This is a genomic window from Flavobacterium sp. (assembly GCF_003525665.1).
In the GTDB taxonomy this organism is placed as follows: domain Bacteria; phylum Bacteroidota; class Bacteroidia; order Flavobacteriales; family Flavobacteriaceae; genus Flavobacterium.
In genome coordinates, this window is sequence record NZ_DQDX01000176.1 from 1 (window position 1) to 24913 (window position 24913).

The 24913-nt window shown below is 32.0% G+C and carries 22 protein-coding genes and 1 pseudogene; 13 read left to right on the forward strand and 10 right to left on the reverse strand.

The features are described from left to right. The 5 genes and pseudogenes from DIU01_RS12105 to DIU01_RS12125 form a co-directional block, all read left to right on the forward strand. Positions 1 to 354, forward strand: a pseudogene (locus DIU01_RS12105) (hypothetical protein); the annotation flags it as partial. Between the two features lie 295 nt (positions 355 to 649). Continuing rightward, positions 650 to 1024, forward strand: a complete 375-nt coding sequence (locus DIU01_RS12110; protein ID WP_290834813.1) for a VOC family protein — start codon at positions 650 to 652, stop codon at positions 1022 to 1024. A gap of 115 nt (positions 1025 to 1139) precedes the next feature. Continuing rightward, entirely contained in the window at positions 1140 to 2522 is a 1383-nt protein-coding gene (locus tag DIU01_RS12115) for an alpha/beta fold hydrolase (RefSeq protein WP_290834815.1), read from the forward strand. A gap of 46 nt (positions 2523 to 2568) precedes the next feature. Continuing rightward, positions 2569 to 3165 carry a hypothetical protein gene (locus tag DIU01_RS12120; protein ID WP_290834817.1) on the forward strand — a complete coding sequence of 199 codons (597 nt, stop codon included), beginning with the start codon at positions 2569 to 2571 and terminating at the stop codon, positions 3163 to 3165. Positions 3166 to 3411: 246 nt separating this feature from the next. After that, complete coding sequence (locus DIU01_RS12125) at positions 3412 to 3930, forward strand: DinB family protein (RefSeq protein WP_290834820.1); 519 nt, start codon at positions 3412 to 3414, stop codon at positions 3928 to 3930. Positions 3931 to 4045: 115 nt separating this feature from the next. On the opposite strand, the gene DIU01_RS12130 is transcribed toward DIU01_RS12125, so the two are convergent. From DIU01_RS12130 to aroB, 4 genes are all read right to left on the reverse strand, one after another. After that, on the reverse strand, positions 4046 to 4459 hold the full coding sequence (locus tag DIU01_RS12130) for a DNA primase (protein ID WP_290834822.1): 414 nt from the start codon (positions 4457 to 4459) through the stop codon (positions 4046 to 4048). A gap of 67 nt (positions 4460 to 4526) precedes the next feature. Then, on the reverse strand, positions 4527 to 5501 hold the full coding sequence (locus tag DIU01_RS12135; protein ID WP_290834824.1) for a deoxyhypusine synthase family protein: 975 nt from the start codon (positions 5499 to 5501) through the stop codon (positions 4527 to 4529). A 93-nt stretch (positions 5502 to 5594) separates the two neighbouring features. After that, on the reverse strand, positions 5595 to 6998 hold the full coding sequence (locus DIU01_RS12140) for an arginine decarboxylase (protein WP_290834826.1): 1404 nt from the start codon (positions 6996 to 6998) through the stop codon (positions 5595 to 5597). A 287-nt stretch (positions 6999 to 7285) separates the two neighbouring features. Then, the gene (aroB, locus tag DIU01_RS12145; protein WP_290834828.1) at positions 7286 to 8347 is read right to left on the reverse strand and encodes a 3-dehydroquinate synthase; all 1062 of its coding nucleotides are present in this window, start codon (positions 8345 to 8347) and stop codon (positions 7286 to 7288) included. Positions 8348 to 8495: 148 nt separating this feature from the next. On the opposite strand from aroB, the gene DIU01_RS12150 reads away from it, so the two are divergent. From DIU01_RS12150 to DIU01_RS12180, 7 genes are all read left to right on the forward strand, one after another. Next, positions 8496 to 8798, forward strand: coding sequence for a TIGR03643 family protein (locus tag DIU01_RS12150; RefSeq protein WP_290834830.1), 303 nt, complete (start codon positions 8496 to 8498; stop codon positions 8796 to 8798). Beyond that, positions 8798 to 9196, forward strand: coding sequence for a DUF2452 domain-containing protein (locus DIU01_RS12155; protein ID WP_290834832.1), 399 nt, complete (start codon positions 8798 to 8800; stop codon positions 9194 to 9196). Before DIU01_RS12150 ends, DIU01_RS12155 begins: the two co-directional genes overlap by 1 nt. A 12-nt stretch (positions 9197 to 9208) precedes the next feature. Further along, positions 9209 to 9856, forward strand: a complete 648-nt coding sequence (locus DIU01_RS12160) for a flavin reductase family protein (RefSeq protein WP_290834835.1) — start codon at positions 9209 to 9211, stop codon at positions 9854 to 9856. After that, positions 9853 to 11361, forward strand: coding sequence for a cryptochrome/deoxyribodipyrimidine photo-lyase family protein (locus DIU01_RS12165; RefSeq protein WP_290834837.1), 1509 nt, complete (start codon positions 9853 to 9855; stop codon positions 11359 to 11361). Before DIU01_RS12160 ends, DIU01_RS12165 begins: the two co-directional genes overlap by 4 nt. Beyond that, positions 11327 to 11464, forward strand: a complete 138-nt coding sequence (locus DIU01_RS12170) for a DUF2256 domain-containing protein (protein ID WP_187656626.1) — start codon at positions 11327 to 11329, stop codon at positions 11462 to 11464. The genes DIU01_RS12165 and DIU01_RS12170 overlap by 35 nt, the downstream gene beginning before the upstream one ends. A gap of 85 nt (positions 11465 to 11549) precedes the next feature. After that, positions 11550 to 13085: a cryptochrome/photolyase family protein gene (locus DIU01_RS12175; RefSeq protein WP_290834840.1), complete on the forward strand. Its 1536-nt coding sequence runs from the start codon at positions 11550 to 11552 to the stop codon at positions 13083 to 13085. Between the two features lie 92 nt (positions 13086 to 13177). Further along, complete coding sequence (locus tag DIU01_RS12180) at positions 13178 to 14467, forward strand: DASH family cryptochrome (RefSeq protein WP_290834842.1); 1290 nt, start codon at positions 13178 to 13180, stop codon at positions 14465 to 14467. A 136-nt stretch (positions 14468 to 14603) separates the two neighbouring features. Here DIU01_RS12180 and DIU01_RS12185 read toward each other — a convergent pair whose 3' ends face one another. After that, positions 14604 to 16814 (reverse strand): O-antigen ligase family protein, encoded by a 2211-nt coding sequence (locus DIU01_RS12185; protein ID WP_290834844.1) that lies wholly within the window; start codon positions 16812 to 16814, stop codon positions 14604 to 14606. Between the two features lie 343 nt (positions 16815 to 17157). On the opposite strand from DIU01_RS12185, the gene DIU01_RS12190 reads away from it, so the two are divergent. Further along, positions 17158 to 18327: a proline dehydrogenase family protein gene (locus DIU01_RS12190; RefSeq protein ID WP_290834846.1), complete on the forward strand. Its 1170-nt coding sequence runs from the start codon at positions 17158 to 17160 to the stop codon at positions 18325 to 18327. A 102-nt stretch (positions 18328 to 18429) separates the two neighbouring features. Here the strand turns inward: DIU01_RS12190 and DIU01_RS12195 are convergent, their stop codons facing one another. The 5 genes from DIU01_RS12195 to DIU01_RS12215 all read right to left on the reverse strand — a co-directional run bounded on the left by DIU01_RS12195 (position 18430) and on the right by DIU01_RS12215 (position 24881). Then, complete coding sequence (locus tag DIU01_RS12195) at positions 18430 to 20214, reverse strand: ABC transporter transmembrane domain-containing protein (protein WP_290834848.1); 1785 nt, start codon at positions 20212 to 20214, stop codon at positions 18430 to 18432. A gap of 120 nt (positions 20215 to 20334) precedes the next feature. Then, on the reverse strand, positions 20335 to 20712 hold the full coding sequence (locus DIU01_RS12200; RefSeq protein WP_290834850.1) for a DUF4258 domain-containing protein: 378 nt from the start codon (positions 20710 to 20712) through the stop codon (positions 20335 to 20337). A 198-nt stretch (positions 20713 to 20910) separates the two neighbouring features. After that, positions 20911 to 24312: a hypothetical protein gene (locus tag DIU01_RS12205; protein ID WP_290834852.1), complete on the reverse strand. Its 3402-nt coding sequence runs from the start codon at positions 24310 to 24312 to the stop codon at positions 20911 to 20913. Positions 24313 to 24375: 63 nt separating this feature from the next. After that, positions 24376 to 24675: a type II toxin-antitoxin system RelE/ParE family toxin gene (locus tag DIU01_RS12210; protein WP_290834854.1), complete on the reverse strand. Its 300-nt coding sequence runs from the start codon at positions 24673 to 24675 to the stop codon at positions 24376 to 24378. Continuing rightward, positions 24672 to 24881 carry an addiction module protein gene (locus DIU01_RS12215; protein ID WP_290834856.1) on the reverse strand — a complete coding sequence of 70 codons (210 nt, stop codon included), beginning with the start codon at positions 24879 to 24881 and terminating at the stop codon, positions 24672 to 24674. Before DIU01_RS12215 ends, DIU01_RS12210 begins: the two co-directional genes overlap by 4 nt. Positions 24882 to 24913 lie beyond the last annotated feature (32 nt).

Here is a 24913-nt window from a genome sequence, read left to right on the forward strand (position 1 = left end):
GCGCAACAAAAAGAAAACAACAACAAACAAGAAACTGTTAATGCCAAGTTAGCAGATTTTTCAATCAACAAATCTTCGACTGATGTTGAAATAAAACGAATTACTGAAATTTTAGAAAAGAAATATGAGATTCAGTTAAATACATCCAAAATAAAACGGAATTCGAATAATGAAATTACCGCTATAAAAATAGATTACAAGTGTAAGGATGGTAATGAAGTAAGTATCGTAAAAAAAGGAGATGAGCCAATTGATGAAATATTTATTAATGAAGAAAAGGGAACTATTGTGTTTCATACAGAAACTACCAATCAGAAGGGTGCAACGGTAACTAGCAAAAGCATCAGTTTTTAATTTTGAAGATACAAAAAAACCATCGCCTATAGAAAACTGGGCGATTGTCAATTTAGGAATGGCTTTCAATAAAATAAGAATTTACAAAGATGCCAATGGAAAAGTTTATGGATATGCCATTGGTGTGGATGTGTTGAAGGGAGAATTTTAAAACGACCTGTAAATGGACAGAATAAGTTAAATGAACAGAACTAAAAACATACTGACAACAATAATTTTCGGAGTGTTAATTCAAATTCTAACTTCTTGTGGCGTCAATCCAAAAACAACAATTAAACAAACTGACAAAAATCTTATGACAAAAAAATCAAACCCAGTTGTTTATTTTGAAATCCCAGTGACTGACATTGAAAGAGCAATAAAGTTTTACAACGCTGTGTTCCACTTTGACTTTGACAAAGAAACCATTGACAATAATGAAATGGCATTGTTTCCATTTGCTGTCGAAAATTCAGGAATTTCAGGTGCATTAGCAAAAGGAGAAATCTATAAACCGACAAAAGATGGAGTTTTGATTTACTTCAATACAGAAAATATTGATGAAACACTAAAATTAGCTACCTCAAATGGTGGACAAATTTTATATCCCAAAACAGACAATGGAATTGGACTTGTTGCCGAATTTGAAGATACAGAAGGAAACAGAATTGCATTATATCAAACTAAATAATGACTACTGAAAAAACAACCGCCAAAACCTATAGTTTAGATGACACAACCGTAAAAACACTATAACAAATTTAAACGGTCAAGATCAAAAAAATGAATTAATAATCTTAAAAATTATGAAAAAAACAATTTATTCGCTACTTCTACTTTGCACTATTATGAGTTCTCTCAATGCGCAAGTTCTAAAAAGAAAATATTCAAATGGGTTTCGCTACCAAATCTTAACTGCTGAAATAAAGCAAGAAAAATCTTTTAATGGTGATCAAGGAGTTTTTGTTGAAGGCGTTGTTCCAAACTCTACTTCAGAAAGTGCTGGAATAAAAGAAGGAGATATCATTGTAGAAATCAATGGCACTCCTATTGCTGATGTAAGCACATTTACCAGTCCACCATTATCAGAAATAACCGTGGGTAATTCTGTTGCATATAAAGTTTGGAGAAATAAAGCTTTTGTGCAGTTAAGAACAACTGCAAAAGCAAAAGTAAGCAAAACTAAACAAGGTATTCATTATGAATATGGTGAAATTAAAACTTCATTCGGTTATTTAAGAACCTTACTCTCAAAACCGGTTAATGCTTCGGGTAAATTACCAGCTATCCTTTTTATTCAAGGAAATATGTGCGAATCGGTGATTGAGCTGCCAGAAAAAGACCCATACGAACAATTTTGCAACGAAATGACATTGCAAGGTTGTGCCGTTATGCGAATTGACAAACCAGGTGCAGGTGACAGTGAAGGAAAATTTACTACCTGCGATCAAATGACTTTTAATCAAGAACTTGAGCAATTTCAAACAGGTTTAGAATCTTTAATGAAAAACAAAACCATCGATTCCAAAAAAATCTACCTCTTTGGACACAGTATGGGCGGTATGATTACACCAATACTTGCAAGCACTAATCCTGCCGTTAAAGGTGCAATGGTTTATGGCACATTAACTACCAATTTTGGAAGCTATTATCCCGAAATTATAAACAGAAGTTTGTTGCAATCGGGCAATAGCCCAGATGTAGCTTTAGAATATAAAAATTACACTAAAGAAGTGATTACAGCAATTTTTGACGAGAATAAAACACCACAGCAAATCATTAAAGACAAACCAGAATATGATCCCGTGCTACAACAAGTTTTTGGCTGGAATGAAAAAGACAACACCATTATTTATAGGTCATTAGCTTTTAATAGAGAATTGAATAAGATAGACCCTAAAAAGTACTGGGAAAAAGTAACCTGCCCAATCCTTATCATATATGGAACTTCCGATTTTGAGGCGATTGATAAAGAGTATGCAACCGCTATGCTTGGTTGGACAAACGCAAAAAATGCCAAGCACTCTAAAGCCATTATTTTAGAAGGTACCGATCATGCATTTGCCTTAGTAGGTTCTATGGAGGAAGGGATTAAGCTTAAGCATTCAGGCAACTATGCCCAAATTATGCAAGATAAATTTAACCCATTATTAGTGACTAAAACAGCTGAATGGTTGGCATCGTTTTAAGTTAAAGTTTAATTCTAAATAAATCAATAATCTTTAGATTCAATTTATGAAGAAATCATTTTTAACACTCACATTACTTTGTGCAACAATAACAACATTAGTTGCACAAGACATCACACCATCAAAAAATAAATTTGGCGCTATATTATCTACCAATTTTTTTGGCTTGAATGATGATCTTAATCATGTTGGCGTAGGAGGCGGTTTTTATTTTAGCAGAAAAATTACCAATAGGCTATCTATCTATTCCCAGATTGATGGCTCATGGCGTAATTATGGAGATGTAGCAATAAGTCCAGGCTTAAGCGGAGAATTTACAACTGGAAATTTAGCCTTATATATTGGGCCCATGTTTGACATTGGCAAGAGTATGAATTTAAGTACAGGGCTCATGCAAAATTATTTGTTTAATCCCGAACTTAAAACCGCAACTGGCACTAAAAATATAAGTACTGAAACCACAAATTTTTCTTCCTTATTTTTTGATTTTAGATATCAGATTAGTAATAAAATTAGTTTAGGGACAAGATATGAATGGGGACTAAATTCGATTTTAAAAACTACGGATAGAAAAGTGACAAATATTGCATTTAATTTGTTTATTCATTTTGGAGGGAAAAGAAGTCAAGAAAAGAATAAATAAACTTCTTTTATTTGTAAATTTTGATTGGAATTACTGTTTTTATAATCATTTTAACTTTATATCCAAACCCAAATATCAAACAGGTAATCATGGATGACTGGGCTGGTGAATAAATGAGGCAATGGCTGATCGTACCTATAAGAAATTTCGGTTTTAAGGGATCAATTTAAAGTTTGTTTTGTATTTTTGATTTTCAAGTCTTAACCCACAGTTTCTGACATATCAAATCATTTACTCAATAATCAAATGAAACCAAACCAATTACAACCCAACGAATATGCACCATTTTATGCAAATTATATTTCACAAGTTTCTGATGAATATACTTTGCAAGAGGAATTAGAAATTTCCTTGCATCGCTTTATCAAATTTGTGCAAGATATTCCGATGGATAAATTTGATTATCGATATGCCGAAGGTAAATGGACTATCAAAGATATCATTTTGCACCTAATTGATGCCGAACGAATTTTTGCCTATCGCGCATTGCGATTTGCAAGAAATGATAAAACCGATTTACCAGGTTTTGAAGAAAATGATTATGTGGATGAAGCCAATGCAAATAGCAGAACTATCATGGATTTACTAACCGAATTATCGGCGGTAAGACACGCAACATTATTACTTTTCAAATCTTTCAATGAAGATAAATTACTTCGAATTGGAACTGCAAATAACAATCAAATGTCGGTTAGAGCTTTAGGTTTTATAATAATTGGACATCAAAATCACCACCAAAGAATTTTTGAAGAAAGATATCTTTAGGAAAATTCCAAAAGAATAAAATCCAAATTCCAAAATTTGGTCCATAAAAAATCCCAAATTCCAATAAAAATTATCAATTGGAATTTGGGTTTTAAAATATTGAATTTTTAATTATCTATTCTTCGTCGTCATCGTCGTCAAAGTTGTCTGATGGTTCGTCATCGTCGTCATCGTCGTCATCGCCATCGTCAGATCCACCTTTATCTTTTAGCAATTCTTCTTCAATATCATCATCATCGCTTGATGCATCATCATCTTCATCAATTCCTGCAATTGGAATGATTGGTTCGATTACTGAATCTAAATCGTCATCTTCATCAAATTTTTCCATTCTGCTCGCCAATTTAGTACTTACTTTAACTAAATAAATAGTATCTTCTGTACGTACTTCAACAGCTTCAACTAATTCGTTTTGTGCATTTCTAAATCGGATGATATCGCTATCATCATATCCTTCTGGAAATTTATCAACTAGTAAATTTAAAATATCGCCAGTTAGCTTAGCATAATCAACAATAATTCTTTTCATATAAGTACAATATTATTTTAGTAGGTCATGTTTGTTATCACCTTTAAGGGCAATTTCATAAATGTATTTATTGGTCCAATAAATAAGCAAAAATTAATGGAGCAACAATAGTCGCATCCGACTCAATAATGAACTTTGGAGTGTGAATGTCTAATTTACCCCAAGTAATTTTCTCGTTTGGAACTGCACCAGAGTACGAACCATAACTTGTTGTTGAATCAGATATTTGACAGAAATAACTCCAAAAAGGAACATCATGCATTTCCATATCTTGGTACAACATTGGTACAACACAAATTGGGAAATCTCCAGCAATTCCTCCACCAATTTGGAAGAATCCAACTCCTTTTCCACTAGAGTTTTTAGGATACCAATCTGCCAACCACATCATGTATTCAATTCCGCTTTTCATTGTAGTAGGTTTGAATGTACCTTTAATACAATATGATGCAAAAATATTTCCCATTGTACTGTCTTCCCATCCTGGAACTACAATTGGTAAGTTTTTTTCTGCAGCTGCAACCATCCAAGAATCTTTAGGATCTATTTCATAATACTGTTCTAAAACTCCAGAGTTAATCATTTGATACATAAATTCATGCGGAAAATAGCGTTCTCCTTTAGAGTCAGCATTGTTCCAAATATCAAATAAATGCGATTGTAATCTTCTAAAAGCTTCTTCTTCTGGAATACAAGTATCAGTTACTCTATTGTAATGATTTTCAAGTAAATCCCATTCTTCTTGCGGAGATAAATCTCTGTAGTTTGGAACTCTTTTGTATGAATTGTGAGCTACTAAATTCATAATATCTTCTTCAAGATTGGCTCCTGTACAAGAAATAATATGTACTTTATCTTGACGAATCATTTCTGCCAAAGATTTTCCTAACTCTGCTGTACTCATTGCACCAGCTAAAGTTATCATCATTTTTCCATTTTCAAGAAGATGTTGTTCATATCCTTTGGCTGCATCTACTAAAGCTGCTGCATTGAAATGAAGGTAATTCTTCTCAATAAACTGACTTATTGGTCCTTTGCTCATTTTCTTTGTTTAATGTTTATTTATGTCGTTTGAACATCAAAGAAAAACTATTTTTCTAAAAATTCAAACTGTTTTTTGAAATTTAATTTCGATTTACTTTTGGTTGTATCCTAAGATTTTTAAAACGTCTTCTGCTGTTTGTTGTTCAGAGAAAACTTCGGTTGCCAAAATTCCATTTTTATCACGATCGATCAAAATGTGCTTTGGTTGCGGAATCAAACAGTGATGCAAACCACCATAACCACCGATCGTTTCTTGATAAGCTCCAGTATTAAAAAATCCGATATACAATGGCTTTTCTTTATTGTATTTTGGCAAATAAATGGCATTCATGTTTTGTTCAGAATTGTAGTAATCATCACTATCACAAGTCATTCCACCAAGTAAAACGCGTTCATAAGTATCATTCCATCTATTTATGGCAAGCAAAATAAAACGTTTGTTTATCGCCCAAGTATCTGGTAAAGTTGTTATAAACGAACTGTCAATCATGTTCCAAGCTTCTCTATCATTTTGTTGTTTTTGATATAAAACTTGATAAATTGCTCCGCCAGATTCACCTACAGTAAACGAACCAAATTCGGTAAAAATATTTGGCACATCAACTTCAGCTTCGTCACAAGCAATCTTAATTTGATTGATAATTTCGTCAATCATATATTGGTAATCGTATTCGAATGCCAATGAATTTTTTATAGGAAATCCGCCACCAATGTTTAATCCATCTAGCGAAGGACATTCTTTTTTAAGTTGAATATAAACTTTGATACATTTTACTAATTCGTTCCAATAGTATGCGGTATCATTTATTCCAGTATTGATAAAAAAGTGAAGCATTTTCAACTCCAATTTATCATTCTCCTGGATTTGTTTTTTGTAGAAAGCCAAAATGTTTTTGTAACCAATTCCCAATCGAGAAGTGTAAAACTCAAATTTAGGCTCTTCTTCGGCAGCAATTCTAATTCCGATCTTAAATTTACCTTTAATTTCTGCTTGAAGCAAATCTAACTCTTCGTAATTATCAATTATCGGAATAGTATTTTTGTGTCCTGTATTAATCAATCGAGCAATATTAGTGATGTATTGATCTCTTTTAAAACCATTACATATAATATAGGTGCTTTTATTAATCTTACCGTTTTCAAGTAAATTTTCTACAATATTAATATCAAATGCCGATGAAGTTTCTACGTGAATATTGTTTTTGAAAGCTTCATTCATAATGTATTCAAAATGAGAGCTTTTGGTACAATAGCAATAGTAGTATTTACCTTCGTAAGCATTTTTTTCCATAGCATTTCTAAACCAGTTTTTGGCTTTCTTAATGTTATTAGAAATTTGTGGCAAATAAGTAAATTTTAAAGGCGTGCCATACTGCTCAACCAATTTCATCAAATCGATGTTATGAAATTGTAATGTGCTGTCTTTATTTAAAGTAAATTCTTCTTGTGGAAAGTAATACGTTTGATTGATTAAGTCGAAATATTTTGTATTCATTAGTGTTTTAAATGTTTTTGAGATTAATAAAATGGCGAATTAATCTGCAATTCAAACTCTAATATTAGCATAAACTATCGGTAACTTAATAGTATCAGTTTTAATAATGTCTAAAATAAGGTTTAATATCATTTTTATAGAAGTCAAAAATGCTACGCACAACACTTGAAATCCAGCATTGGTTTTTAGCAAAAATTGGCTATTTCTATTGGTACTATTCTTTTTATTCATCAGGACAAATGTAAAAAATAAAACAAGCGAATTGCAAGTATTTTATTAAAAAAATGTTATGAATTATAATTGTTAAAACTTGCAATAATTAATTCACTTTCAACCGATTGATTAATTGCTGTATTTCCAATATTTTTTAAGAGTGCAAATTGTACTTGTCCGTACTCGTTTTTCTTGTCGTGAATCAGTAATTCTTGTATTAAAATGATGTCATTTGAACTAAAAGAATGCGGTTCAAAAATAGATGTTATTACCTTTTTTATCTCTAAAAATTCTTCATTTGTAATCAAATCTTTTTCCTTAGAAATATAACTTTCTAATATCATTCCAATAGCAATTGCTTCACCGTGTAATAATGGAGTAGTGGTTTCTAGCAAATAACTTTCTATAGCATGACCTAAAGTATGACCAAAATTCAATGCTTTTCGTATTCCGTTTTCGGTTGGATCTTGTTTTACAATTTCGTTTTTAATTTCAATCGAACGATAAATCAATAAATCCAAATCGTCAGAATTCAGCAAACTCAAATCAGAAAACATCTCCCAATACTTTTTATCATAAATCAATCCGTGTTTCAACATTTCTGCCAATCCCGATTTCATTTGATTTTGTGGCAAAGTTTCAAGAAATTGGGTATCAATAAGTAACATTTTCGGAACATTAATAACGCCAATTTGATTTTTTAAATTACCCAAATCAACACCGTTTTTGCCACCAATTGAAGCGTCAACCATTCCTAATAAAGTGGTAGGAACATTAATAAAATCGATTCCTCGTTTAAAAGTAGATGCTATAAATCCGCCAATATCAGTAATCACTCCACCACCAAGATTGATTAAAACACTTTTTCTATCTGCTCCAAGATCAGATAAAACCGACCAAACTTCTAGACAAGTTGTAATGTTTTTAATTTCTTCACCAGCTTCTATTTCTATAATTTCGATCGAAATTTCTGTAGCTAAATGGGATAGTAATTTTGGCAAACAATACTCATTTGTATGTTCATCAACCAAAATAAAAATAGAAGAATACTTGTTTTCTACAATTGATTTATTGATTTGATCGTATCCAGCTTCATTAAAATAAATAGAATATCCGTTTGCTACAATTGATTGCATAGTGTGTTTTATATTTTGCAAAAATAAGGATATTATTTAAAGTCGAAGGATTGAAAATTAACTTATTTTTTTGTTTTAAAATGATTACCATTTGTAAAAATTGATTACTTTTGTTTAATATTTATTAGAAATAATTAAACAAAAGATTTTGAAACCAATTATAGCGAACATAGATAAAAAAGAACTAACTGAAATTCAGATAGATAGAATTATTGAAATGGCTTGGGAAGACAGAACGCCTTTTGATGCCATAAAATTCCAATTTGGTTTAGCCGAAGCTGATGTAAAAGCGCTGATGAAGAAAGAACTAAAATTCAGTAGTTATAAGCTATGGCGTGAACGTGTTGAAAATTGCAAAACCAAACATGTTGCCAAAAGAGTAGAAGGTATTGACCGATTCAAATGCAATTTACAACGTTCTATTTCAAATAATAAAATTTCGAAACGATAATGGAAAGTAAAAAGCCAGATAATGTAGTTTTTTCTGAAGATGAAGGTTACAACGCGAGTTTGTTGTCGTATTCAACAAGTGTTGGCGCGCCTGTTATCAAAATGGACGATGTAGTTTCTTGGAAAAGCAGAGGAATAAGCACTGTAAATAAAGAGTTTGAAAACAAGTTTAGCGAACTCAAACTACAATATGAAAAGTTGATGCAAGAATTCGAATGGAACGAGTTGGTTTACAACGCCAAATTCTCTTTCGAACCTGTAATTGGGGAAATTTATCATTTGTACGCCAACAATGACGGAACAAATTCTCTTTCCTTAATTGCGCCAAACGAATGGAACAAAGAACATCTTGGAACATTCAAGTTAAACAGCGATAAAAAGTGGGTTCACATAGGTTAATCTCAAAGTAAAATGTCACAAATTCATATCGATTACAATCAGATTTTGCAACTTGAAAAGCAAAAACGTGTTCACTTAATTAATAGTTTAGGTGGATTTAAAAGTGTTGCATTGGTTGGAACTTCCGATGAAAACAAGAATAAAAATCTGTCAATATTTAGTTCGTTTTTTCATCTTGGAGCAAATCCGCCTTTAATAGGAATGATTTTTCGGCCAAGTCCACCAGAACGTGATACAATGCGCAATATTTTAGATACAGGTTTTTATACCATAAATCACATTAACGAATCTATTTTTAAAAAAGCACATCAAACTTCTGCCAGATATGATAAAGGAGTTTCAGAATTTGATGCAACAGGTTTAAATTCAGAATACAAGAATGATTTTTTTGCACCATTTGTAGTTGAAAGTAATGTACAATTAGGTATTGAATTTAAAGAAAAAATTGATATTTCTATAAATAACACAACGATGATTGTTGGAGAAATTGTACAAATTTACATTCCAGAAAATTGCCTATTAGAAGATGGATTTATTGATATCGAGAAAGCCAATTCAATCACTTGCTCTGGTTTAGATAGTTATCATAAAACCATACAACTAGACCGATTAAGCTACGCAAAACCCGATAAAGAAATCACCTCATTAATACAAAATTGAGTAAAAAAACTATAAATATTGTTTGGTTCAAACGTGATTTACGTTTTACAGATCACGAACCACTTTATTTGGCTCAAAAAGAGGAAATTCCGGTTGTTTTTGTTTATTTTTTCGAACCTTCGGTTATGAATTATGACGATTCTGATGTGCGTCATTGCCGTTTTGTTTACGAATCGATTCAAGAAATGCAAGCCAGATTAAAATCGGTTGAAACACAAATCTATTTTTTTCATAATGAAGTGAATGTAGTTTTTGAAGAATTAACGAAAATATACGATATCAAATCGGTTTTCTCACATCAAGAAATTGGAAACAAAGTTACTTTCGATAGAGATATTGCAATGCAAAGTTTTTTTGATTCAAATAAAATTCAATGGAAACAATCACAAATGCATGGTGTAATTAGAATGTTAAAATCAAGAAGCGATTGGGACAAACGTTGGGAACAAGAAATGCGAGCCGAACCCAAAATGGTTGATTTAAATACGTTTCAGTTTGAAAATTTAGAAGCAGATTTATATCAAAATTTAAAAGGCGAAGAACTTCCAAAAGAGATTACAACTCGAAACAAAAACTTTCAGGAAGGCGGTGAATATTGGGCTTGGCGTTATTTGGATAGTTTCGCAAAAGAGCGCCACGTAAATTACAGTAAGCATATTTCTAAACCCGAATTGAGTCGAAAAGGCTGCAGCCGATTATCACCTTATTTGACTTATGGAAACATCAGTATGCGAATGATTTATCAATATACCAATCAACATTATGAAGCGTCGCCCAACAAACGAGCGATGTTAAATTTTGTTTCTCGTTTGCATTGGCATTGTCATTTTATGCAAAAGTTTGAAGACGAATGTAGAATGGAATTTGAAAATGTAAATCGAGCTTATGATTCCTTGATAAAACCTAAGAATGAACTATTTATAAAAGCTTGGCAAGAAGGCAAAACCGGTGTTCCAATTGTGGATGCATGCATGCGATGTTTGGTTCAAACAGGTTACGTAAATTTTAGAATGCGAGCCATGGTGGTTTCGTTTTTCACCTTTAATTTATGGCAAGATTGGCGTGAATTACATTTCTTGGCAAGACAATTTTTAGATTACGAACCCGGAATCCATTATCCGCAAATACAAATGCAATCGGGAACAACTGGAATAAATACGATTAGAATTTACAATCCAATTAAGAACTCCGAAGATCATGATGCAGATGGAATTTTTATTAAAAAATGGGTACCAGAATTAGCCGAAATTCCAGTAGAATTGATTCATGAACCTTGGAAATTAAACGCAATTGAACAACAATTTTATAATTGTGAAATAGGAAAAGATTATCCATTTCCAATAGTAGATATTGATGAAACTCGAAAAAAAGCAAGCGATATTGTTTGGAGTTTTAGAAAAAAAGATGATGTAAAAGAAGAAGGAAAGCGAATTTTAAAAAAGCACGTTAGTAATCCAAATAAACCTAAAAATGCGCGGAGTAAAAAAGCAAAACCTACCAAATAAAATCTGTGTTGTTTGCCAAAAGCCATTTGCTTGGCGCAAAAAATGGGAAAAAGTTTGGGACGAAGTGAAATATTGTAGTGATAAATGTAGAATGAATAAATAATTTAAAACCATTAAGATATTAAGTTTCATTAAGACTTTTAAAACTTAATTTTTCTTAATTCCTTAATGGTTCAAAAAAAAAGTAAATGTCAAAAACTTTAAAATTAATTCTCGGCGATCAATTAAACAGCAATCATACCTGGTTTAAAACGGTTGATGATTCGGTTACTTATGTAATGATGGAAGTTCGATCGGAAACTGATTACGCCAATCATCACATTCAAAAAGTTGTTGGAATTTTCGCTGCAATGCAAGAATTTAAAAATGACTTATTGTCTAAAAATCATAAGTTTATCTATATTCATCTAAATGATAATGATAACTTACAATCCTTTGAAAAAAATATTCAAAACATAATTTTAAAAAACAATTTTACTCATTTTGAATACCAATTACCGGATGAATATCGAGTTGATTTAGATTTAAAAAAACTTTGTGAATCCATTTCAATTACAAGTTCGGTTGTCGATTCGGAACATTTTTTTACAACTCGAAATGAACTCGGAGATTTCTTTGAGGGCAAGAAAACCTATTTGATGGAAAGTTTTTATCGTGCCATGCGAAAAAAACACAACGTAATGATGGAAGGCGATAAACCACTCACAGGTCAATGGAATTATGATGGTGAAAACCGATTGAAGTTACCCAAAAATCATAAACCAACAGATCCATTAGTTTTTAATAATGATGTATCCAATATTTATCAAGAAATAACAAAAACCGATGTAAAAACCATTGGAACAATTGATGCGAAAAACTTTGTTTGGCCAATAAATAGAGTACAATCTTTAGAATTATTAGATTTTTTTGCTACTGAATGCTTGCAACTATTTGGAAGTTATCAAGATGCAATGACGCCAAATGAATGGTCATTATATCATTCTAGAATTTCATTTTCGATGAACGTAAAAATGATTTCGCCGCAAGAAGCTATAGACCGATGTATTGAAGAATGGAAAAAGCGTCCAAACGAAATAGAATTCAATCAATTAGAAGGTTTTGTGCGTCAAATAATTGGTTGGCGTGAGTACATGCGCGGAATTTATTGGAACAAAATGCCCGAATTTGCCACCATGAATTTCTTCAACAATCAAGAGAAATTACCCGATTGGTTTTGGACAGGAAATACCAAAATGAATTGCATGAAAGATGCGATAAAACAATCTTTAAATTATGCTTATGCACATCACATTCAGCGATTAATGATTACCGGAAATTTTGCACTTTTAGCAGGAATTCATCCAGATGAAATAGACGCTTGGTATCTCGGAATTTACATTGATGCCTTCGAATGGGTTGAAATTACTAATACTCGCGGCATGAGTCAGTTTGCCGATGGCGGAATTGTGGGCACAAAACCTTATGTAAGTTCGGCTTCGTATATTGATAAAATGAGTCATTATTGTGGCAGTTGTTTTTACAAAAAAGCCCTAAAAACTGGAGAAAAATCGTGCCCATTCAACAGTTTGTATTGGAATTTTTATGATAGAAACGAAGATAAATTAGGCATAAATCCAAGAATCGGAATGATGTATAACGTGTGGCGAAAAATGAAACCCGAAGACAAAACAGCGTTGTTGCAACAAGCTGATTATTATTTGAAAAATATAAATGAACTATAAATCCTGCAAGGTCTTTTTTGACCTTGTAGGTATTCTAAATAAATATCAAACCTACAAGGTTTTTAAAACCTTGCAGGAAAAAAAGTAAAAATATGAGAACCTCAATAGTTTGGTTTAAAACCGATTTACGTTTACATGATAATGAAACATTGATTAAAGCAATTTCACAGAGCAATGAAATCATTCCGGTGTATTGTTTTGATGATGCTGATTTTGTTACCACCGAATTTGGATTCCAAAAAACTGGAAATTTTAGAGCACAATTTTTATTAGAATCACTAGTTGATTTGGATAAAAATTTAAGAGCAATTGGTTCTGGATTAATAATTCTAAAAGGAAAACCCGAAGTAGAACTTCCGAAAATTGTAGAAGAATATAAGGTTAGTAAAGTCTTTGCTAAAAGAGAAGTTTCTTATGAAGAAAAGCAAACAGAAGCTAGAGTACAAGACGAATTATTTAAGTTGAAATGCGAACTAAAAACATTTAGCACAAGCACATTATATCATGCCGAAGATTTGCCATTTTCAATAAAAGATATTCCTGATGTTTTTACTGCTTTCAGAAAAAAAACAGAGAAAGATGCTGTAATAAGAGTTGCTTTTGAAGAACCAAAAGAAATAAAATCTCCAGAAATCGAACCTTTAAAATTGCCTACATTAGAAGAATTAGGATTAAATTTTGAACCAATAGATTCAAGAGCTGTTTTACAATTTAAAGGTGGCGAAACCGAAGCAATTGCAAGATTAAATCACTATTTCTTTAAAACCAAATGCATTTCAGAATATAAAGAAACCAGAAACGGATTGGTTGGCGCCGATTATTCTTCAAAATTTTCTGCATGGTTAGGTTTGGGATGTATTTCTCCGAGATTTATTTATGATGAACTCAGAAAATATGAGCTAAAATTTGGAGCAAATGATTCGACTTATTGGTTGGTTTTGGAATTGTTATGGCGTGATTATTTTAGATTTATGATGAAAAAATACAACGCCAAATTCTTTCAGCAAGCTGGAATTCAGAATAAAGGAATTCCAGTAAACAAGCACAACACGCACCAATTACAAGAATGGATTGATGGTGAAACTGGAGTTGATTTTGTTGATGCCAACATGAAAGAATTAAAACTCACAGGATTTATGAGCAATCGCGGACGTCAAAATGTGGCTAGTTATTTATGCAACGATTTAAAACTAGATTGGCGTTATGGCGCAGCTTATTTTGAACAACAACTCATTGATTATGATGTATGTAGCAATTGGGGAAATTGGGCTTATTTGGCAGGTGTAGGAAACGATCCAAGAGGAAACCGATACTTCAATATAGAAAAACAAGCATCTGATTACGATAAAAATAAAGTATATAGAAATTTGTGGTTAAAATAAATCGAAGCTTTTTTATAACGAAAAAAAAGACATTTTTTATGTATTTAATCGTTATAAAAAGGCCTTGAAAATTGCTTAACAAAAAAATGAATTATATTAGATAAGCAACTTAAAATTAAAAACTTAAAGTGTGATTTTATTTACAATATTGTTCAATTATTTGAGCAGCGTTTGGATATTTTTTGTTTTTTGCTGTATTTAAAAAAGAACAACCTTTGGCTTTATTTTGGGTATTCAAATAACAAATCCCTAAAAAATATTCAGATTTTCCATCGTTTAAGTTTTGATCGCCTAATGATTTTTCTAGATAGGGAATTGCTTCTTTAAATTTTTTCTGTTCAAATTTGCAAAGTCCTATATTTTGATGAATGGCTAAATTATCTGGATATTTTTCTAAAACCAATAGATAATTCTTTAAGGCCAAATCAAATTGTCCTTTTGCCCCATAATTTGCGGCTTCTTGCAGATAAATATTCATGTTCACAACATTATTTAATCGCTTGTCAGCAGCAGTATTTTCATCGTTTTTTACACTTTGAACTTTAGCTTTACTAGAAGTAACAACGCCGTTTTTTACATCAAGAATTTTTTGAAACATTTCTTTCCTATCAAGTAACAAGGAATCTTGAGGGAATTTTGACAAACCTTCCGCTATAAATTGGTTTAATTTCTTTATATCATAACCCGAATTGTAAAGAGCATTAGAAGTATGAATATAATTCATAGGTTCATCTCTATAAGAAGAAAAAACAGTATTCGTATTTATAATTTCTAATGTATCTTTTTTAATATTTGAAATATGTAGAAGATCAAGATAAGAATTAAGATCTCTCGGTCTCGATTCAAATGATTTTTTGATGTAATATTGAGCACTATCAATATTTGTTTTTGCATGAATTTTACTTAGATACCAATCTTCTACACCTGAATAAGGATTGATTTTTTTTGATTGTGCAAATACTTTTTTACTTTCTTCAAAATTCCCTTCATAGTAATGATAAACACCTAATTTTTGTAAAAAAGGATAAGTTTCATTATTGATATTTGGATATTTAGGAAGATTTTTTGCAATATAATCGGCAGAAATTAGATGTTTTTCTAAGGCGTAGTCCTTTTTAATTTCTAATTCTAACTTGTAAGTTTTAAAAATTTCAAAAGTAAAATAGAGTAGCGTTAAACTCAATAGAATTGATGGTATAAAATATTTTTTGGATACAAGCAAATTAGATTCTTCAACTTCTACGGATTGATTTAGTAGTGTGAAAATCATAATTATACAAAATCCAATTTGAACAGTGGGTTGATATAACGGAAAATTAAATAGCGAATCAATTCCATAAACTAGCAATATTAATAGAGTTAGCAGTGCAATAGTTCGTATTTCCGTATCTTCTGATTTTAATTTTTTAACGTTTATAACCAAGAGAGTTATAAATAAGGTGAAGTAAATTAATGCATTAACAATTCCTGTTTCAACAAGTATTTCTATAAAATCATTATGTGGATGGATTGTTACACTTCCATTGTTCAATAATTTATTGTCATAAGGTGAAATTTCGACTTGATAATTTCCCAGTCCAACGCCTGTAAATAAATTTTGCTTAGATAATTCTATGGCATTTCTCCAAAACTTAATTCTACTTGATGCAGATTCTTCTTTGTCTAATGAATTTAACATTGAAAATTCAGTATTATCAGAGGCTTTGTTTACCGCTGAAGTTGGAACTGAAGTTTCTTTATCGACAGATGTGACTAAGTAAGCAACTCCCATTGCAACTATTAAAAGAAGTACTACAAGACCTATCTTTTTATATGCTTTGGTTTTTACAGCTTTATATGCAAGAAAGAGTAGCACAATTAATCCCAAACTTAAAAATGCAGCTTTATTATTGTTTAAAAATAAAATTAAACAAGAGCTTGAAAAAGCAATTATAGAAATCCATTTTTTATAACCAGAAAAAGTAAAAATCCCAAGTAAAACAAAAGGGATTTTGAGGTTTAATGACACTGCGAAAATGTTGATATTTCCTGTGTTCAAACTTATTTTATAGGCCTCACTCGCATTAATCTTTAATAGCTCTAGAAAATTTATCAAGGCAATTGAGGTTTCAAAAAATGTAAATAAAACCACAACAAACACCAATTTATAAATTAAATACAATCTATTATTCAATAAAATACCAAAATGAATTATCGTTAAAAATGAAATCAGTAGATAACAAATATTGACAATACTTAAGGAAAGGTTGGGAGCAAAAAATAAAGAAACACCACAAAGAGCTAAAAATAGAAAGTATATTTTTATGAAAAAAGATTTCTTGATCTTATTAAAAAAACCAGTACTCAACAAAACTGCATTAAAATAAATAAAAACTCCCATCACAAGGTTGAGAATGCTTAAATACAAATAATGCACAGGAATGGTATAACCTACAACGTCAAAATCTGGAATAAAATCAGTAAAAAGTAGTCCTATAAAAAGAATAATCGCAATAGAATCAAAGTAACTTTTGTCATTGTCAATTTTAAATTTCGAATTTACAGCGGTAGAATCGGTTTTAGAATTCATTCGAAAATATTTTTATAAGTTTATCAAAACTCAAAAGTATTATTTTTTACATTTGTACAAGTATAAATCATGTTTTTTTTAAATAAAGATGCAATTAATTTTTGCGACTCTTTAACTTATTATGGATAAAATTTTTAACAATACCGAAGTTGCTTTCTCTTTAAAAAGCGATACCGAATTAGATAGAGCTTATTTTCTTTTCAAAATGATTTCCAATGAACCACTTGTTCGTATTGGAACTGCAGTAACCAATTTTGCTTTAAAAGCCCATTTACCTGTTGACGGATTGATTCGTGCCACGGTTTTCGACCATTTTTGTGGTGGTGTAAATGAAATGGATTGTCTTTCGGTTGTTGATAAAATGTATACCAAAGGCGTTTCATCGGTTTTGGATTATTCTGTTGAAGGAAAAGAAGAAGAAAATCAATTTGATGCTGCTTTAGAAATGACATTGAAAACAGTTGAATTTGCTAAAGAACGTCAAGCAATTCCGTTTGCGGTTTTTAAACCAACTGGATTAGGTCGATTGGATTTATACACAAAAGTAGGAGAGAAGCAGCCACTTTCACCTGATGAACAAGCCGAATGGAATAGAGTTTTAGAACGCTTTGAAATTATTTGTAAAACGGCTCACAGTAAAGATGTTGCGTTGTTAATTGATGCCGAAGAAAGTTGGATGCAAGATGCCGCCGATGATTTGGTAGAAGACATGATGCGCAAATACAATAAAGAAAAAGTAATTGTTTTCAACACGTTACAAATGTATCGTTGGGATAGATTGGATTATTTAAAAGGTTTGCATGAAAGAGCAAAACGCGATGATTTCTTCATCGGAATGAAAATTGTTCGTGGTGCTTACATGGAAAAAGAACACAAACGTGCCGAAGAAAATGGTTATCCAACACCTATTTGTGCGTCAAAACAAGCAACAGATGACAATTACAATGCAGCAGTTGATTATATGATGAAACACATTGATAAAATGGCAATCTTCGCTGGAACGCACAATGAAGAAAGTTCCTATAAATTAATGGAAATGTTGAAAGCTAATGCAATTGAAATTAAAGACCAACGAATTTGGTTCGGGCAATTGTACGGAATGAGCGATAACATCAGTTACAATTTAGCTGCTCATGGATATAATGTTGCAAAATATTTACCATTTGGACCAGTTCGCGATGTGATGCCCTATTTAATTCGTCGTGCCGAAGAAAATACTTCTGTTGCTGGACAAACAAGTAGAGAATTAAACTTGTTGAAAACAGAGCGAAATAGAAGAAAAGAAAAATAATAATTTTATAATATCAAAATCCCGAGTTTATCTTGGGATTTTTTTTTTACCACAAATTCGCTAATTATTTCTCATTTAATTTGCGAATTAGCGGTACAAATTTTAATAGTCGCTGAACTGCAAATTACTCAGATTTTTATAAATACCATTTTCAATTTCTATAAGTTCTTTGTGAGTTCCTTTTTCTGCAATTTTGCCTTCGTTTAGGACTAAGATTGCATCAGCACTTCTTATGGTTGAAAGTCGGTGAGCAATGATGATACTTGTTCTTCCTTCCATTAAATTTTCTAAAGCTTGTTGTACTAATTTTTCGCTTTCACTGTCTAAAGATGATGTAGCTTCGTCTAAAATTAAGATGCTTGGATTTTTCAATAATGCTCTAGCAATGGCAATTCGTTGGCGTTGTCCGCCTGAAAGTTTGATGCCACGTTCTCCGACTAATGTATCGAATTTTTCTGGAAATCCGTTTACGAAATCGTAGGCGTTTGCTTGTTTTGCTGCAGTCATAATTTCTTCTTCGGTTGCATTTGGTTTTCCGTACGCTATGTTTTCGCGAATGCTTCCACCAAATAATATCACATCTTGTGGAACAATACTCATGTTTCCACGAAGATTTTCTAATTCGTAATCGTAGATGTTTTTGTTATCAATTAAAATCTGTCCGCCATCGATATCATAAAAACGCAATAGGAGTGAAGAGATAGTTGATTTTCCTGCGCCACTTGGACCAACAATAGCTATTTTCTGTCCAAAATTGGCTGTGAAATTTACATCTTTTAAAACCTGAACTTCTGGTCGTGATGGATAAGAAAATGAAACATTTTGAAACGAAACATTTCCTTTTATCTTTTCAGTGGATTGATTTTGAGAAGTATTAATTTTTTCTGGAGTTTCGTCTAGTAATTCAAAAACGCGTTCGGTTGCGCCAACAGCTTTTTGAATTTGCGTATACAATTCAGCAATTCCGCCAGAAGATGCGCCTACATAAGTTGAGTATAATACAAATGAAATTAAATCTCCAACGGTCATTTCGCCTTTGATACTCAAAGTTACACCATACCAAACAACAGCAACAATGGTTCCGAATAAGCAAAATATGATGAATGACGCAAAATATCCACGGTAATTTCCACCTTTGATGGCAACTTTGACAACTTCTGAAATTTTGTTTTTGTAACGTGCAATTTCATACCATTCGTTGGCAAATGCTTTTACAACCGTAATCGCTTGCAATGATTCTACCACAATGCTTTGACTATCGGCAACTTGATCTTGCAGGTTTTTAGAATATTTCCTTATGAATCTACCAAAAATAACAGCAGCAACTGCAACTAACGGAACAATGGAAATCATCATTAATGTCAGTTTTAAATTTATGCTTGCCAATAATATAAAACTTCCAATAATTAGAATAAACTGTCTTAGAAATTCAGCAATTGTTGTCGCCAAAGTATCTGAAATCTGATTGATGTCGGTGCTGATTCTACTGTTTAATTCGCCTGCGCTTTTTTGAGTAAAGAATGGCATTGGCAATTTTATCAAATTACTATAAAGCGCTAATCGTAAGTTTGCCAGCGTATTTTCGGTGTAATTTACAAATAATGAAATTCTAAAAAAGGAGAAAAAAGACTGTAGAAATAGAATTCCAACTAATCCTAAAGCTATCGAATTAGCTTTAGATAAATCGTTATTTTTTACACAGTCTATTAAAATCCCCATTAGTTTTGGGAAGGCTAGTGCGGTTCCGCCAGTTAATAATAGAAATCCTAAACCTAGGTAGAACTTCCATTTGTGGTTGTCGGCGTATTTAAATATTAATAAAGCTTTATTTAGAGAACTTGCGTTGAGTTTTGCTTTTGGTAAATCGTTTTCTTTGAACCTAGCCATTTTTTTTATTGCAAAAGTAGTTAATAATTGAAGTAAATTGAATTAGACATATTATAAATTTTAACAAAAAAAATCCGTTTTGCTTTCACAAAACGGATTTCTATTTATAGTTTTATTTCTTTATTTTTTTCGGATGATGTCTTCGAGAACTGCTTTATTTGGATAGTTGATCACTCGTAATGTTATAGTGTCTTTTTGAACGGTTTGTCCTTCAATGATATATAACTTACCGTTTTGGTAACTCACATTGCTTTTGTCAAAATCTACATCGCCATAGGTTAATGTGTTTTTGATATCGACGGTGTCAATCCAGTCTTCTGATAATTTTCTTGAAGCTTCGATGCTGTAATTGAATGGTTTATTGCGCAAATCGTTTAAAACTCTAGAGTTTGGAAAATAGTTGCAACGTGTGTCTTTTCCAGATAATACTAAGGCAACAACAAATGCACCCATTACTAAACCGACTAAATAGTATGCTAATCTTTGGTAAAATTTCATTGAAAAATATCTTTTTGCAAAAGTAGTTTTTATAATTTTTATTTGATAGTATCTGGATAAAAAAGTTTACAAATAGGTAACCAAGTTTCTCATTTAGCCCAGATAGGAGTGGAAATGTCGTCTCGTTTTTTCGAACGAGACGAGATTGCAACGGATAGCTGGAATTGCGTTATTCGATAAATCCCGAACGATTCGCTCCTAAAAAAAAGCTCGTAATTGTACATTTCCAGTGTGAATGGTGTCGCTCGTGTCTGATTTTCGACCTTGATAATTGATGTTGATGTCTAAATATTCAGTAAGATTTTTTTGCAAAAGCAGTCGCCAAGTACTGTTTTTACCCGATTGCAAACCTTCTAACATTTGGAACGCAACAGGTGAAAGTTCGTCGCCAGTGAAGTCATTATTATATAGTGAGAATTCTCCGTTGGCCGTAAATTTTTTGCTGCCGGAATAATTAAAAGACAAGCCAAAGCGTTGTTGTTTTAAAGTTTCCTGCAAATTGATGGTATTTTCTTTGTTTTTGAATTCGTAGAAAAGAGACAAACTTTTGTTGTTTGAAAACAGATAAGAGATTTTTGGCTCTATAGTATAAATATCTAATTCGAAGTTTCTTGTGGCATAATTATCGGAAACACTTTCGGATTTTGAGTTGGAAGTATCTAAATTAAACAACCAACTTTTCTTCAATAAATGGGCATATTGCAACTGATTGGAACTCGTGCTGTTTTCTTGCGAACCAATAGAAAGTAGGTTTTTGACCTTGCTTTTCAAGAACGTATAAGTCAACGAATGCTTTTGTTTGCCTCGATTGTAGAACAAACTGTTTCTAAAACTGGTGTTCAAGCCAAGTAAATTGTCTTCACTCGATGAAAACGGATTGAGATTGAAATTATCGGAATCGCGTTCGATTTTTCGGTCTAATAAAAAGGATGTTTGGTTGTAAAAATAGGATAGGAGTTTGGTGAATCCTTTATTATTAGTCCATTTTGACGGATTTAAAGTAACCGATTGCGAGAATTTATTTTGATGGGTTTTTACGAAAATTTGATTGGGTAAAAAAATACGAACGTACTTGGCTTGATCGGGAAATGGTGCGATTTCAAACTCTTGTAACTCCTGAATTCCATTGTTGTTGTAATCGTTCCACATGTAAACACCTTGACCCGGATTGACTTCGAGATAAGTGAATTCTTGTTGTGCGATAGTTCCAGAAGCGGTTTCGTAAGCGGTTGTAGTTTGAATTAACTGGTTGAAAAAGTTGTCGTTGTACAACAATCTAGAGTTCAAAGATGGTTCTGCTGGACGCGATGCATCGGTGAAAACCAATCGGCGGTAATTGACAAAAAGGGATAAATTGGTTTTTTGATTCTGAATTAATTTCGACTTTAAATAATAGGAATTGGATGTGTTTACGCGTTGTAGATTTCCGAATTGCAAACTATCGTTTTTTCTATGCAAATACCCAATTTCGGCATATACTTTTGTGCTGTCGCCACGACCTAAAAACGCACCATACTCTGAAAAACGCTGGCTTAAAGCAGTGAATTGATTGGTAGCAACTAATTTTTCTTGGTTGTCTTCGAGATTGAAACTTCCGCCAACCCAATTTTTCTTGAAATGGTATTTTGCGCGCGTTTGATTGCGAAGAAACGTCGTGTTTGAAACGTCTCCAGTACTTTTTAAATAACTGCTGTTTTGTTGAACAGTGACATTTTTATGTTTGAATAAACCCAGAATAATATGTCGTGTTCCCGAAAAGGAATCGGCGAAATCTAGTTTTTCCAACTGATATTTAGCTGTTCCTTTTTCTTTGAAATCGAAATTCAAACCGGTAATCAACAAACTCTGGTTACCCGAAAACGTGGTTAGATTCCAGTCGCGATTGAACTCTATGTTGAACAAACGTTCTATGGTTTTAAAGTTTTCTTGAACTAATTGGAAGTTTGCGAACGCATCAACATCAAATTTGCCTGAAAATAGTCTTTGTTTGGCGTTGATTTTTGCGGCAATTCCTTTGTTATTGTCGTCATCAATTGTGGAATATAAGTTTAAATCGTTGTTGCTTAAACCCAATTCGAAATCGATAAAAGTCTTTTCTGACGGATTGTATTTTCCTAAAATTGTTGCAATCTGAATTTTTGTTGGCGCAATTAATCGGGTAATTGGTTCGAAATTTCCTTGCGGAACTCCAGCAATTGGTGCGATATATTCGTAGATTTTTCCGATGGCGTTGTTATTTGCTAAGACGTAATTTCCTAAATTGTTTCCTACTAATGAGAATCTTACATTAAATAAGGCTTCTGTTTCGTCGTTAGAATATTCAAAAACTTCGATGCCACCAACAGTTATTTTTCGGTAAAGAATTTTATTTTCAGAATAGACATCTTCGTAAGCTGACGGTGCATTCATTTGTGTAACATCGTCGCCAGCATTTTGAAGAATGGCAACTTGTTCTGTAGATAAATTTTGTTGTAAAGGTTGGTTTTTTACATCATTTTCAGAATACAAAAATCCGCCAATAGACCATTTTTCTGTTTCGTGAGTTGCGCCACCATAAGCTACAAATCGGGTGAAATTTCTATCAGAATATTGGTATTCGATAACGATTCGCATTTCTGAAGTGATTGGAAAAAGTGATGTAAATACAATTTCTCCGGCATTGTAATCGATAATATAATCGTTGTTTTCGCCACGTTTTAATAAAATTCCATTCACAAAAACACGTTCAGAACCCGAAATCACAAGCACGTACAACTCGCCATTATTGCCACGAAGTTTATATGGACCTTGATTTCCTTCTTGACCAGTAAAATTACTTCGAGCATATTGACCACGGACAACTGCGCCAGATGCAAAAACTTCGGTTTTATTTTCTGGAGTTCCAAAGGTGAAACGAGTGGATAAACCTTGTACTTTTTTATTGAAATTTAAAAATTTAGATTGTCGGTTTTCAAGAAATAAATCGCCTGCACGGATGTTCCATTTGTCGGTGAATAGTTCGATAAATATTTGATCAAATTCATCTAAAGTCTGGGAATAGCCGCCATCTTGTAATGGAATATTACTGTCTTGAATTGACGCGCGAAGTGAAATTTTATCGGAAATTTTACCTGTAATTTGCAAATCGAGATTGGAGTTTACAGTCGAATTTTGATTGTTTCCAACGGTAATTCCACGTTTTATACTTCCCGATGTATTCAATCCGTCGAAGGGTTTGAAGGCTTTGAGATTGTCTCTTTTTACGGAGTAAAGATTTCCGGCTTCGTTTGGAACCACTCGATTTTCATCGTAAATAGAATAGGTTTTGGTGAGAAATTCCGGAAATTTTAAATAACGAACTGTAAGTGAATCTTGAGAAACATAATCGTTTTTGAAAATTAATTTGGCAGTTTGAAAATCGACTTTATAAAAGGACGAATCGATTTCGTTTCCTTCTGAATTTAGGATTTTGAAAAATGATTTATTGATGCTGACTTTATCAAGTGTAATAGTATCTTTTGAAAAAGCAACTTTTTTGTTTTTGTATGGCGTTTCTATTTCTTGAGCAAATAGGCTCGAAAAACAGAACAGCAACAACCATAAAAAACTCTTTTCCAACATAAATAGTATAACTCTTAAATGTCAAAAGTAGTATTTATAATTGGAAAGATTTAGGTTTGAAATTTAAGATTTATTTCTTTTTACCCAATTTGATGGTGAACGAGAAGTATGAAAAACGGCAATAATTGTTATAATTTCATCCTTTACTATGTAATGAATACCGCATGGAAATCTATTAATGAATCTAATTTTTACTTCTTTATACCTTTTTTGAAATGCTGATGGAGTTCGTTGTATTTCATTTATTCCAGCTTCTAGAGATAATTCAAAATCATACGACAGTCCTTCTCTTTGATCTTCATACCAAAAAACAATTTCTTCAATATCAAAAACAGCTTCTTTTGTGAATTGAATAGGTTTCATTTCCTGATTTCCTTCAAATGATCTTTAACATCATTCCAAGAATAATATTCAGTTTTACCTTCTTCAATAATTTGAAGTCTATGGTCTAATTCATTTTTTATTTCATCAGAAAGTTCGATTTCTTTTTTAGCAACGCTATCCCATAATTGCTCTGCAAGAATTATTTTTTCTGCATTTGAAAATTGTTTAATGTCTTTTATTTTCATTGTATTTTTTTATAAAATTAATAAAAAAACTA

What these genes read in the sequence shown, in the direction of transcription:
- DIU01_RS12205 (WP_290834852.1), bottom strand. Translation starts at nt 24,312, where the DNA reads ATGTTGGAAAAGAGTTTTTTATGGTTGTTGCTGTTCTGTTTTTCGAGC.
- DIU01_RS12180 (WP_290834842.1), top strand. Translation starts at nt 13,178, where the DNA reads ATGAGAACCTCAATAGTTTGGTTTAAAACCGATTTACGTTTACATGAT.
- DIU01_RS12135 (WP_290834824.1), bottom strand. Translation starts at nt 5,501, where the DNA reads ATGAGCAAAGGACCAATAAGTCAGTTTATTGAGAAGAATTACCTTCAT.
- DIU01_RS12155 (WP_290834832.1), top strand. Translation starts at nt 8,798, where the DNA reads ATGGAAAGTAAAAAGCCAGATAATGTAGTTTTTTCTGAAGATGAAGGT.
- DIU01_RS12140 (WP_290834826.1), bottom strand. Translation starts at nt 6,998, where the DNA reads ATGAATACAAAATATTTCGACTTAATCAATCAAACGTATTACTTTCCA.
- DIU01_RS12125 (WP_290834820.1), top strand. Translation starts at nt 3,412, where the DNA reads ATGAAACCAAACCAATTACAACCCAACGAATATGCACCATTTTATGCA.
- DIU01_RS12175 (WP_290834840.1), top strand. Translation starts at nt 11,550, where the DNA reads ATGTCAAAAACTTTAAAATTAATTCTCGGCGATCAATTAAACAGCAAT.
- DIU01_RS12200 (WP_290834850.1), bottom strand. Translation starts at nt 20,712, where the DNA reads ATGAAATTTTACCAAAGATTAGCATACTATTTAGTCGGTTTAGTAATG.
- DIU01_RS12170 (WP_187656626.1), top strand. Translation starts at nt 11,327, where the DNA reads ATGCGCGGAGTAAAAAAGCAAAACCTACCAAATAAAATCTGTGTTGTT.
- DIU01_RS12195 (WP_290834848.1), bottom strand. Translation starts at nt 20,214, where the DNA reads ATGGCTAGGTTCAAAGAAAACGATTTACCAAAAGCAAAACTCAACGCA.
- DIU01_RS12190 (WP_290834846.1), top strand. Translation starts at nt 17,158, where the DNA reads ATGGATAAAATTTTTAACAATACCGAAGTTGCTTTCTCTTTAAAAAGC.
- DIU01_RS12120 (WP_290834817.1), top strand. Translation starts at nt 2,569, where the DNA reads ATGAAGAAATCATTTTTAACACTCACATTACTTTGTGCAACAATAACA.
- aroB (WP_290834828.1), bottom strand. Translation starts at nt 8,347, where the DNA reads ATGCAATCAATTGTAGCAAACGGATATTCTATTTATTTTAATGAAGCT.
- DIU01_RS12115 (WP_290834815.1), top strand. Translation starts at nt 1,140, where the DNA reads ATGAAAAAAACAATTTATTCGCTACTTCTACTTTGCACTATTATGAGT.
- DIU01_RS12215 (WP_290834856.1), bottom strand. Translation starts at nt 24,881, where the DNA reads ATGAAAATAAAAGACATTAAACAATTTTCAAATGCAGAAAAAATAATT.
- DIU01_RS12130 (WP_290834822.1), bottom strand. Translation starts at nt 4,459, where the DNA reads ATGAAAAGAATTATTGTTGATTATGCTAAGCTAACTGGCGATATTTTA.
- DIU01_RS12110 (WP_290834813.1), top strand. Translation starts at nt 650, where the DNA reads ATGACAAAAAAATCAAACCCAGTTGTTTATTTTGAAATCCCAGTGACT.
- DIU01_RS12160 (WP_290834835.1), top strand. Translation starts at nt 9,209, where the DNA reads ATGTCACAAATTCATATCGATTACAATCAGATTTTGCAACTTGAAAAG.
- DIU01_RS12210 (WP_290834854.1), bottom strand. Translation starts at nt 24,675, where the DNA reads ATGAAACCTATTCAATTCACAAAAGAAGCTGTTTTTGATATTGAAGAA.